The sequence below is a fragment of the Nitrospiraceae bacterium genome (genome assembly GCA_020632595.1).
Taxonomy (GTDB): domain Bacteria; phylum Nitrospirota; class Nitrospiria; order Nitrospirales; family UBA8639; genus Nitrospira_E.
Genome location: JACKFF010000001.1, coordinates 989,361 through 1,001,056, shown reverse-complemented (window position 1 = coordinate 1,001,056; position 11,696 = coordinate 989,361). Strand labels below are relative to the sequence as shown.

Below are 11,696 nucleotides of genomic sequence, written 5' to 3'. Positions count from 1 at the left end.
ACTCTGTGCTTCTCTCTGCCGATCCGGGTCTTCTAATGGCAGAAAACACAACCGGGCGAAACGTGCCTTCGGCTTTGTGGGGGATCGGGATCTCTGCCATTTTGGTGGCCAGCGGAGTCCTGGGCTTGCTCGGATGGAACACCACATCCGATTCCTCTTCAATTTTCCTGGCCGCCGCGATTCTGCTTGCCTGTTTCTGCGGCATCTTTGGTCAAAAAGACTCAACAGAAGGCTCCGGTGACGTGGCGCCCATCATTTTGCTTGGGGGACTCGGCCTGGGGGGCGTGTTCAATGTGGAACCGATCAAGGGGCTATGCCTGATCGGCCTTCTCGGTTATGCCGGGTTTATTCTGGCCCGGCATATGGTCGCCTCGCTTCAAAAGAGCCTGGCCCTGGTGCATGTTTTCTTCGCCATGATACTCGAAGTTCTGGCGGTCTTCATGGAGGAAGGCGTTCACATTGTCGGAGTGCTGTTTCTGTTGATCACCTTTTTGCCGCTGGTTCCTTTTCATCTGCCATTTTTGGGAATCGTCAGATCTTCCCGGGAATCGCTTGCCGGTGTCTGGGTTGTGGTCTGGCTGGCTTCGGGGCTGTCCCGCCTCAAGGACCTGGAAGGCCTTCTCCCTTTGGATGGGATGGAGCTTATTCCGGTGCTTGCGCTGGCAAGCGCCATCTATACCTCACTGAAAGCCATGGGGCACCTTCTTCCTCGTGAAAGCATCGCCAATGCCACCATTACCCTCCTCGCATTACTATGGGGGTTGATCGGTGAGTTGCCACACATTGCCGTCTGGGGAATTCCGTTCGGGATCGCGGTCGCGTTGTTGATGAGTGCGATGTTGTGTTCGTATGCCTTTTTATATGAACGATACGGGACACATAATCTGGTCACGCTGCAAGGGTTGGGTTCGGGGCTGCCACGTTTTCGGGGGGTCTTTACGTTCCTGATCTCTCTTATCATGCTGTTGCCGGTGCTGCCGATGGTTGGCGGGTTTAGGACTCTCCCGTTCGACGTTTCCGGGTCACACGCCCTGCTTCCGGTTTGGTTGTTGGTGTTTACGGTGTGGCTCTCAATCAGTTGGGTCTTTACCACGCTACTGCATCGGACCGCATTCGGAAAACCCCGATCCGATGTTCCCGATTATGATTTATCGTTTTATGAACTGTGGACACTATTGTTGTTGATGGGCATGGCAGGATTGCTTGCCATGCTGGCCTAACTGTGTTGAACGGATGATGCCACACACCAGAGGACGCAGAAGATGACGGTTGCCACGGCGCAGGAACTTCAGTCATTTAAGGATATCGAGCGTATTGAGGTTAGATCGCTGATTCATTTGGCGGGGGAATCGATTTCTCAGTTCTGGCCCATGCAGACCTTCATTCACCACAATCCCCTGCATGGCCTGGAACATTTGCATATCCACGAGGCGATTGCCCAGGCCGAAACCTTTCTGGGGGGGCGAGGCTATTTATCCAATCGGGAATTCCGTGACCTGTACCGGCAGGGCCGGATCTTGGAAAACGCGATCACCGATGCGGTCGGGCCATTCGCCGGGAATCATTTTGTCACGATCGGCACACGGAACGTTTCCCACCTCGAAATTTTGCGGACGCTCCTGATTCATGGCACCGGCATGGTGCCTCCCGATGTCAGGGATGCGGTGTATGGCAAGGCGTGCGAAGACCCGCATGTGACGGTGTTATTCACCGCCCTTCAGTCCCGTGGCACCCATCGGGACGCTCACGTTTCATTGCGTCAACAGGCAGATCAAGCACGGCAGAATCTGGCGACCCAACAGACGCTGGCTGCATGGTGCGATCACATGTGTGAAACCTCCATTCAGGAGGAAATCAATCAGGAACTCATCAAATGGTGTGCGGGGTTTCTGGATCAGGGGCACGCCCCCTGGCCCATGCCCATGCGTGAAAAAACTTTTTATGGCGGTTGGAAGGTCTTGGCTCAGCAGGACGGCGCCGGATTCTTGCAGGGCATCCCGGATTGGAAACGCAAGCTTCAACAGCTCCCGGACCGGTCGGAAGATGCCGTGTTGGCTTGCCTCCAAGCCTTGGGTCTTCCCCAGAGTGTCTGGAGCAACGTGTTTACTTTGCATTTGGCCCAGTTGCCGGGATGGACCGGATTTCTGAAGTGGCGTGCCGACCAGGTTGACCATGAATGGCAGAATGCTTTTCCCATCGATCTGGTTCAATATCTGGCGGTTCGCCTCTTTTACGAGCGTGAGTTTGTGCATAGGGTTTGTCAACATCGACTCGGGATTCCCGGCACCTATCCGGCCATCGTGTCTTCCCTTGAAGATTTTTCATGCGGGTTCGGGCTCTACCAGGCGTTTCGTACCGGAAGGCTCAATCCGGATATGCTTCCCGCCTTGGACGAGTCTTTGTTCACCACAACCCCTCTTTCTTTGCCGGCACTTGATGCCTTGGGACGGGAAGCGGACGCCAAATGGGGAACGCTTCAACAGGATGTCACGGCCAAGGGCCACGCGTTGATGCTTCGCCATCTGGCTGGCTCGCTGGAGCTTGATCTGAAGGATGTGGCGGATTGCGCGCCTGAGACCCTTGATATGTTATTGGATTGGATCTCCAATTTTCCCGAATCCAAGCATGGTCCCATCTGGCTGCAGGCGTTCGAGACGAGTTATTTGAAAGGCTTCGTCAAGACCCTATCACCCAATTTGGCCATCGTGTACGAAAGTGACGCCCAGCAGGAAACAACCGGAGCGGCCAGACCTCCGGCCCAGGCCATGTTTTGCATTGATGTGCGCTCCGAGGGGTTCCGGCGGCATCTTGAAGAAGTGGGGGGAAATGAAACGTTCGGATTTGCAGGATTTTTCGGTATTCCCATCTGCTATCAGGGGTTCGCTAGTGAACAGGAAACGGATCAATGTCCGGTCCTGCTCAAACCTAAACACCGGGTCAGGGAGATTCCCAGGGCCTATCAGGGTAAAGCGGCTGAACGATTTCTCGCACGTCAGAATCTGGCTAAGACCGGACATGCCCTGCTTCACGATTTGAAAGAAAATGTGATTACGCCGTATGTCATGGTCGAGGCGATCGGTTGGTTTTTCGGCCTGAGACTCTTTGGCCAGACCGTGGCGCCTGCCTGGTACCGGACTTTAACCGCCTGGTTGAAGGAATGGTTTGCGATTCCGATTGGGACCACGTTGACCGTTGACAAGTTGTCTCAGGAAGAAGCGGAAGAGATGGTGGCCTCCGAACATCGATCGGCTATTTATCGTCTCATGATCGAACGATACGGACGTCTGGGTTTGGTTATTTCGCATGATCAGGTGGATCGACTTCGGAAACAGGCCTTGTATCAGCTTGAAATGGATAGCACGGAGGAAGATGCCCTGTACCGGTTGTTAGGGTGGAATGCCGTCAGCCATGAGGAGTTTCTCGCAGACTTACGAAAAGACTATGGGATTCATCACCGGGCTGTTAGCCGACGCATGAATCGGATCACCCAGGGAGGTTTTACCACCAATGAACAGGCTTATTTTGTGGAAACCGCCTTGCGGATTATCGGGTTTACCAAAGGCTTTGCCAGGCTGGTGTTGATTTGCGCTCATGGGAGCGAATCGGAAAACAATCCCTATGAGTCGGCTCTGGACTGCGGGGCTTGCGGTGGCAATGAGGGCATCGCCAATGCACGGGCTTTTGTGGCCATGGCCAATAAACCTCGTGTCCGGCAGCTTCTCGCCCAGAAGGACATCCATATTCCGCCGGACACGCATTTTCTCCCGGGGCAGCACAATACCACCACCGACGAGGTGGAATTGTACGATTTGGAGGATGTGCCCGCCACTCACCGGAAAGACCTCCTACGCCTTCAACACGATCTGGAGGAAGCGGGACGCCGGAACAGTCAGGAGCGATTGAGTCGCCTTCCGGACGCATATGGCACTCCGTCGTTGTCGAGAAGTTCCAGCCTCGCCAAACGACGAAGTTTTGACTGGTCGCAGGTAAGGCCCGAATGGGGTTTGTCGAGACACTCGGCGTTCATCATCGGCCGGCGGATATTGACGAGGGGTCTAAACCTGGAAGGGCGAACCTTTTTGCATTCCTATGATTACCTGCAGGACCCCACGGGAAGATATTTGGAAATTATCATGACGGCGCCCCTGATTGTCGGCAATTGGATCAATATGGAACATTATTTTTCAACGGTGGATCCTGAGGTATACGGATCCGGGAGCAAGGTGTACCATAACGTCGTCGGGCGGTTCGGGGTGATGTATGGGTCACAAAGTGACTTGCGCATCGGGCTGCCCTTGCAAACCGTTTATGATGGCTCTAAGCCCTACCATGAACCGATGCGACTCTTTGCCATCATTGAGGCCCCCCTGGAGCACATCTCCGGCATCATTGCGAGGCAGGATCTCTTACAAAAATTAATCGGAAAACAGTGGATCAATCTGGTGGCCCTGGACCCGGTCACCATGGAATTCTTTTTGTACCATTCATCCGACGACTGGCGGATCATTCATTAATTAAATTTCGAGGAGGCATGCGACGTCATGAGCATCAGGCTGTACCCCATGAAAGAGATAAAAATCGTTCTTGAAGGAGAGCATATCCGTTTTGTCACAGATGTCCTGGATCGAATCAAGGCCAGCGGGTATACGGTCTTTAGTAATATTTCGGGAAAAGGGCATAGCGGATATCATGAGGGCCACCTCATGTTTAACGATACGAGCAGTTTGCAAATGGTCCTGACCGTGGTTCCCGAGGATAAGCTGGAGGCCATCCTCTCGGCGCTCAAGCCCTTCCTCGAGCGGCATTCGGGAAGCGTGTTTGTCCTGGATGCCAGTGTTTTGAGGCCCGATCATTTTTTATCTACCGATTCCTGATCCCCTAGTGAAAACGTATTGGAAATTCAGCTTGGGTGCGTCACCTTCTCGGGGTGACAAAATCAAAGACGACAATGAATGTTGTTGGCCTGAAAGGATTGAGCATAGAGCGATTGTCCCGCTTTTGTCGTGCCATTCCTTATCGGCAGGGCACAGAGTAAGTCATGGGAGAATTTGACAATTTCAAAGAGATGAAATTCATGTCATTCATGTCAGGAATTTTTCTCGAAAAAATTTCATAATCGTTCATTCACCCACCCACTCCAATAATCGATATTCGGTTATACCGCTTTTGCAGTACCAAAACTTAAATTAAAGGGTTCTGGGATCCTTCCTCTCGGCCAGAAACCTGGACAAATGCTCATTTCTCTCCAGGTATCGTTTTTCCATTTTCCTCTTTGACAAAATTATGTTGTTCTATTGGACCTTTTCTCTCAGCTAAATGTTCTCACGGCTGAACTGAGACTTAGATAGATTTCCGGTCCTCGGGTAATTCGGTCAAGCAAAACGCTGGTTGTCTGAAGCGGATCCGGGGGCACAATGAGCTTGTCTAAGGATTGGACTGAATGTGTTGGTTTCATGCTCATGAGCGGAAGTAGAGTAAAGGAATAAGGAATCAAAAGAATTGGGAGCGGTTCACGTGGTGAATTGAAAACCACTTCTGTGCATATGAAAAAGCCAGAAAGGTGCCAAAAATGAAAACCATACTTTTTCTCTGTGTGAGTTGGATGTTTATTTTCATCTACGGGTGTAATTTTGAGGATCCTTACACCCTGAACGTTTTAGGTAAAGAACAACCAGTTTCCTCTTCGGCGACGGTGTCAACGACTACTAATCGACAGAATAGGGCGCAGAGCGTCTATGACTTCACTCTTTTTGATATCTCGGCCCAGCCGGTGTCCCTTGAACGGTTTCAGGGCAAGGTGCTTCTCATTGTGAATACGGCCAGTCGTTGCGGATATACAGCACAGTTGAGGGAATTACAGATACTCTACCGTCAGTATCAGTCTCAGGGCTTGGAAGTCTTGGCTTTCCCTTCCAACGATTTTGGGGGGCAGGAACTCGAGACCAATGAGGAGATTGCCCTCTTTGCCACCACACAATTCGGGGTCGACTTTCCTCTGTTTGCCAAGACCCGTGTGCGAGGGAGTGATCGGCATCCTCTCTTTGCCTATTTAACGTCCCAGGGCCCTGCCGATAAACAAGTCCGGTATAATTTCGAAAAGTTCCTTGTAGACCGGACGGGCAAGGTCATTGCCCGGTATTCTTCCGATGTTGTCCCCCTTTCCGAAAAAATCCGTACGGATATCGAACGGGCTTTGGCCTTTTCGGCTTAAAGTGGCCTGAGTGAGACCAGTATCGCCCTGGCGCACTTTGCCCCCTTTAATTTCCTTCTGCCAGCATATGAAATTCACTTGAAACCCACCTCATGGCTGATTAGAGGTGACCGGTCAGGGTAAAATAGAAGGAAGGGGTGGTCATCGGCCGGAACTTTTTCAAGGACCACGATGAAAGGTTTTGGTTGCTTCCTTGGGTCATACTGGCTGGGGTTGTTCAGAATTCTGCTTTTATGCCCCTTGCTGGTTTCTTGTAACACTCTCCACATCACATATTCGACGGCGGACTGGATCCTCCTATGGAAACTGGATAGGTATTTTGCTCTGTCTGCCTCTCAGGAAAATTATTTGGATATTCAGGTCAAGGCATTTCATGGCTGGCATCGTGACCGACAACTTCCCCAGTATGCCCAATTTCTCGGTCAAATAGATGAATTTTCGAAAAATGAACTGAGTCAGGCAGAGCTGGAGTACATCTTTGCATCGGTTGAAGACTTTCGTATTCATCTTGCCAGGCGAGCCTCTCCACCGGGTGCGGCATTTTTAGCCACTCTCACGCCTGCCCAAATTCATCATTTCGAAGAAATGTTGGATCAAGACTATCGACGGCTTGTGTCCGAAATCGGAGAGGATCCGGAAGTGCGTTTGGATAAACGCGTGGAAACAACATCGGAAACCCTGACAACCTGGGTGGGAGAGTTGTCGGTGGACCAAGAGGCATATATTCGTGAAAGAATAAGGAGCATCCCCGATACCACGGATGCGTGGCTGGCCCATCGAAAGAGCCGCCAGGAACAATTGCTTGAGCTTCTTTGTTTTTCCCATGATTCTTTTAGCTTGGAACAGGGTCTCTTTCAGTGGCTGGCCGATTCCAAGGCCGGTGCCACGGAGGAATATCTCGTGGTCTTCAGGAAATGGCGTGAAGGAGTTCAACGGGCCGTCCTGGACATTGACCGGATTCTGACTCGGAATCAGCGGGCACATTTTTCAAGAAAGCTGCAAGGGTTGATCCACGATATACATGGATTGATCGGGTAGGCAACATCAAACACTCTGGAGTTTGATTGACCAGCCCCGCCTGCAAATCAAGAATGATTGTTTCGAAATTGAGGGAGCCAATGGCGTTGAGACATTCCAATCACAAAGAGCCTTTCGAACAACGCATGGCACCCATGTTGTACAAAATGCTTCTCGCAGCTTTGGGCTGTTTTCTCCTCGGTGAATTGTTAATTATCCTATGGGCATCCTGGGCCATCCTGACATTTGAATAACCGAATGAGGACGATGATGCCCCCATCACTTTTCCGGAAAACCTTGGGAATCGTATGACCCAACATGTGCCTGAATGGCTACGTACGGCTCGTTCCAAATGGCAATATCGGGGACAGGAAAGACCGCCATTTGCGGAAAAGCCGTCTCCTGGCCAGGAATCTGTTTGGGATTATCCGAGGCCTCCTCGTTTGATGTCTGATCATCGCCGGGTAGTGGTCCGTATTCGGGAGAAGGTTCTGGCCGATTCCTGCTCCGCGTTTCGATTTTTGGAGACGGCGAGTCCCCCGACTTTTTATCTTCCTCCCGCAGATGTGGATGTGTCCGCTCTGGTGCTCACGTGCGCGTCATCTCTCTGTGAATGGAAAGGAACCGCTCAGTATTGGATACTGGCTGAAGGGCAGAAAGAGGCGGAGCCCGTCGCCTGGACATATCCTCATCCTTATCCGGGATTTGAATCCATTGCCGGATATTTTTCCTTTTATCCCGGCCATGTGGAATGCTACGTCAATGATGAGCGTGTGCTGCCCCAACCGGGCGGGTTTTATGGCGGCTGGGTGACCAGGGAAATTGTTGGTCCGTTTAAAGGCCCAATGGGTACGGGAGGATGGTAGGGGCGGCACGTTTCCACAAGAAATTTTCTCGCCGGAGTTGACCGAACAGGCAAATGAGTTTGAGTATTTAGAGGAGAGTCGGTCATTAGTTTAGAGTAAATGGAAAAGAAAGCCTGATTATGACTCTGCCGACACGAGTATTGGGAAAAACCGGAATATCCTTACCCATTCTTGGATTTGGGACTGCGCATGCAGGGAAGCGACTGACTCGCCGCGAGGCAGTGCATTTATTTGAAGCCGCCCTCAATGCGGGCGTAAAATATTTCGATACGGCACCTGAATTTGCCGGATACGGGAAAGCTCAGGAACGATTGGGCTACCTGCTGAAGAGGCGGCGACAAGAAATTTTTCTAGTCACCAAATGTTTTGACCCCACCTATGATGGCGCACTGAAGCTCTTAGAGCGCAATCTTAAGGAACTCCAAACCGATTACGCAGATTTGGTCTTTGTGCACAGTCTTGGAGCTGACAAAATGGATCCCGCCGTGGTGTTTGGTCGCAAGGGAGCTTACCGCGGGTTGGTCAAAGCCAAATCATTTGGATTGACCAAATTCATCGGCTTGTCCGGCCACAATCGTCCTGGAAGGTTTGCTGATGCCATTCAACGCGTCGAGGTCGATGTTCTGCTCAATGTCGTCAATTTTGCCGACCGACATACCTACAATTTTGAGGAGCGAGTGTGGACGGTTGCTAACCGCTTGAGCCTGGGACTGATTGCCATGAAAGTGTTTGGAGGGGGGCAAAAGCCAGGGGGAAACAGCGTAAGCCATTGCTTGATGCCCTTCTCCCATTTAGATATGGCTTTCCGCTATGCTTTGAGCGTGCCCAAGGTTACATGTGCCGTCATCGGAATGGCCACACCAGAGGAATTGAAGGACAACCTTCGGCGCGCGCGCACATTTACACCTCTGAATGACCGGGAAGAGAAGAGTCTTCTCAAGGCCGGCCGCGTTCTCGCTTCTCAGTGGGAAACCCATTTTGGAGCGTTGGTGTAATTCTCGATCTCTTTAGCTAGAGGTTGAGAAGAATGCAAGGAATTCTGATTCCCATCGTTTCATCTGAAAATTTCTCACGTCCTTTGGATAACCTAGCCTTTAATCCCCGTCAAATGCTTCCAGGGGAAAAACCGAGGCAGAGATTTTTTAAGGTGACAGAGGTTTCGGGGTAGCGGAGCCAGCCGATCCCATGCCTCCTTTCCTGTCAAACCACACCTTTGCGAATCAGTGGAGATGCTTGATTCTTTCTATAATTCAACCCCGGTACACACCACATTTACTTTCACCAAGCAGGTGAACCCGTTTGTGTAGGTAGGTTTTTGATGCCACACCCTCAAATCTAGTATCTGTTTGTACGTAATCTTGGATAGAGAAATATCTCTGCAGGAAACGTTTAAATAGAAAAACTTTACCTGCTGTGAGTCTGTCGGACTTTGGGAATCGATAGCGAGAATGTGGTTGAGCGAGGGTAGAATTTGACGGCCTGTGGGGCTATGAGCCAAGGAATCGGGGAAATTTAGGCTGCTTAAACACTTTTTCAGCCGATTCTTCCGAAGTCCGACAGGCTCCTACTCATAGCTAAAGGGCAGGTATTGGTAGAGCCAGGTTTCGGTCAGAGTTCGATCTCCAAGTTTGAGGAAAAGGCGGAGATTGACCGGCTCCTTGCCTTCGACATAGAGATCGAAAAACGCTCGCCAGTTCTTGGTGCCGACTATCTGCAGCGCATATTCGTTGTCGATTCGTCCCTTGGACGTGTTGATGACCGGTTGAACCTTGTCCAGCTTTTCGACCTCGTTGAGCGGCCCACCCTCGAAGTCGATCACGAACTTCCGGCCGCCTTTTGGACGCGGCTGACCGGGAATGCCGGCATTGCCGAGCCGGGTATGGATGACCCGGGCGACGGCTTTGGACAGATAGGGCTCGGTCGCCACCCAGTGGAGCCGATAGGCGTAGTGCCACTCGGAGCCGGCCTTAACTGGTTCCTTCGGCAGCCAGTAGATGACGATATTGTCATGGATTTCGTCGTCAGTCGGAATTTCGATCAATTGGATTGCGCCTTCGTGCCACTCACCTACCGGCTCGACCCAGACGCTGGGTCTCCGGTCATAGAATACACCGTCATCCTCATAATGGTAAAAGGCCCGATCCCTCTGCAGCAGCCCAAAACCCCTGGGGTTCGTGTCGACGAAGCTGTTGGTCATGACCGATGACGGGTTGTTGAGGGGGCGCCAAATCCGTTCGCCTGCGCCCGTCCACATCGCCAGACCGTCGTTGTCATGAATTTCTGGCCGCCAGTCTCTGATCTGATGGCGATTGTTCTCGGCATACCAGAACATGCTGGTCAGCGGCGCGACCCCCAGGCGTTTGATGTCCTGGCGTGCATAGAGATTGGCGTCGATATCCATGACAATCTGCTGGTTCTTAATGCAGACCATGCGAAAAGCACCAGTCACACTCGGCCCGTCCAGCAGGGCATAGATCACATATTCCTTGCTGTCCGGGGCTCCTGGTTCCAACCAGAATTCGGTGAATCGTGGGAATTCCTCCGGGGTGGGGAGGGCCGGGTCGATCGCCACCCCTCTCGCCGAAAGGCCGTATTGATTGAGTTCCCCGGAGCTGCGGAAATAGGAGGCACCAAGAAACGCCATCCAATCGGTGGTCGCTCCTGGTCCATCTTGGAGGCGAAAGCCGGAGAATCCAAGATCATCCGGAAAGATTTTGCCGAGACTGGTTCCGCCGAAGTTGAAGTACTCGGAACGGTAGAGAATTTCTCTGGACTGGCCATCCTCAAGCGCATGAACCTTGACCGGCACTTTGAAATAACGGCCGAGATGGAAGAATTGAGCCGGAAAATTCACGCTACCGTCCTCGCCCAGGCCCCGTTCGCGTTTAAAGACAATCTGCTGAAAGGCGTCGTAGTCGATCGATTCCAAGACCTCGTCATGACGGACCAGCGGCTCCTCATAGGGCCTGGTGGCCATCGTCTTCGCGCGCCGCTTCAGCTCATCAAATGAGAATGGTTTGGCCGTACCGAACTGGATTCCGGAGGTCCCGGCTCTACTTCGCGACTTTGGGAGTCCAGCCAAGGCACCGATAGCGCCCATCACCAAGAGGAACTGTCGGCGATTCAACATATCCTGGCCACCACATAGGTGAGGAGATTCAACTGAAAGGTGGTCTCTTGTGGCTGGTTCCTTTGTGTGGAACGCCATTGTGGGGATGGGCTTGCTGTGATAATAAGCCGGTCACCAGGGAATTCAGGCATTGCCGGAAAAACCGGATGTGCTGGACGAAGTCTCTTGGCTCCGGCTCCTGCAATGGCTACCTTGCGTGAGGACCGAGAGCTTGACCTTTGCGAAGGAGGATATTCTAGTGCCGGTACTATAGGTTTTCCCCCCAAATTTTGCGGGGCATTGAAGTGTAACCCCAAAGTAGGGGGACTCTTGAGAAAACGACCACCCACAGTCATATTTTGGACTCCGTTGAGGTATTCCGATTCTGATCCTCGGTTCGACGTTTGGTGATAAGAATATTAAAACGGGATTTTGGGAGGATCAGATAAATACCAAAGAACCCATCGGAGGGTCAATCGGCGAGGGCCGGGGA

8 protein-coding genes are annotated in these 11,696 nt (G+C 52.0%); 7 read left to right on the top strand and 1 reads right to left on the bottom strand.

Annotated features, from left to right (window positions below; translation table 11 throughout):
* Positions 1–35: 35 nt before the first annotated feature.
* The 7 genes from H6750_04565 (at position 36) to H6750_04535 (ending at position 9,089) form a co-directional block, all read left to right on the top strand.
* Positions 36–1,220 (top strand): hypothetical protein, encoded by a 1,185-nt coding sequence (locus H6750_04565; GenBank protein ID MCB9773580.1) that lies wholly within the window; start codon positions 36–38, stop codon positions 1,218–1,220.
* Positions 1,221–1,262: 42 nt separating this feature from the next.
* Positions 1,263–4,514, top strand: a complete 3,252-nt coding sequence (locus H6750_04560; protein MCB9773579.1) for a DUF2309 domain-containing protein — start codon at positions 1,263–1,265, stop codon at positions 4,512–4,514.
* A gap of 27 nt (positions 4,515–4,541) precedes the next feature.
* On the top strand, positions 4,542–4,874 hold the full coding sequence (locus H6750_04555; GenBank protein MCB9773578.1) for a P-II family nitrogen regulator: 333 nt from the start codon (positions 4,542–4,544) through the stop codon (positions 4,872–4,874).
* 728 nt (positions 4,875–5,602) lie between these two features.
* Positions 5,603–6,211, top strand: coding sequence for a glutathione peroxidase (locus tag H6750_04550; GenBank protein MCB9773577.1), 609 nt, complete (start codon positions 5,603–5,605; stop codon positions 6,209–6,211).
* A 348-nt stretch (positions 6,212–6,559) separates the two neighbouring features.
* Positions 6,560–7,249, top strand: a complete 690-nt coding sequence (locus H6750_04545; GenBank protein ID MCB9773576.1) for a hypothetical protein — start codon at positions 6,560–6,562, stop codon at positions 7,247–7,249.
* Positions 7,250–7,536: 287 nt separating this feature from the next.
* Positions 7,537–8,094, top strand: a complete 558-nt coding sequence (locus H6750_04540; GenBank protein ID MCB9773575.1) for a DUF427 domain-containing protein — start codon at positions 7,537–7,539, stop codon at positions 8,092–8,094.
* Between the two features lie 119 nt (positions 8,095–8,213).
* Complete coding sequence (locus tag H6750_04535; protein ID MCB9773574.1) at positions 8,214–9,089, top strand: aldo/keto reductase; 876 nt, start codon at positions 8,214–8,216, stop codon at positions 9,087–9,089.
* Between the two features lie 569 nt (positions 9,090–9,658).
* On the opposite strand, the gene H6750_04530 is transcribed toward H6750_04535, so the two are convergent.
* Positions 9,659–11,224, bottom strand: coding sequence for a glucan biosynthesis protein (locus H6750_04530; GenBank protein ID MCB9773573.1), 1,566 nt, complete (start codon positions 11,222–11,224; stop codon positions 9,659–9,661).
* Between the last annotated feature and the right edge of the window lie 472 nt (positions 11,225–11,696).

Coding starts and splice junctions, on each gene's coding strand:
- H6750_04565 (MCB9773580.1), top strand. CDS start 36: ATGGCAGAAAACACAACCGGGCGAAACGTGCCTTCGGCTTTGTGGGGG.
- H6750_04555 (MCB9773578.1), top strand. CDS start 4,542: ATGAGCATCAGGCTGTACCCCATGAAAGAGATAAAAATCGTTCTTGAA.
- H6750_04530 (MCB9773573.1), bottom strand. CDS start 11,224: ATGTTGAATCGCCGACAGTTCCTCTTGGTGATGGGCGCTATCGGTGCC.
- H6750_04540 (MCB9773575.1), top strand. CDS start 7,537: ATGACCCAACATGTGCCTGAATGGCTACGTACGGCTCGTTCCAAATGG.
- H6750_04550 (MCB9773577.1), top strand. CDS start 5,603: ATGTTTATTTTCATCTACGGGTGTAATTTTGAGGATCCTTACACCCTG.
- H6750_04535 (MCB9773574.1), top strand. CDS start 8,214: ATGACTCTGCCGACACGAGTATTGGGAAAAACCGGAATATCCTTACCC.
- H6750_04560 (MCB9773579.1), top strand. CDS start 1,263: ATGACGGTTGCCACGGCGCAGGAACTTCAGTCATTTAAGGATATCGAG.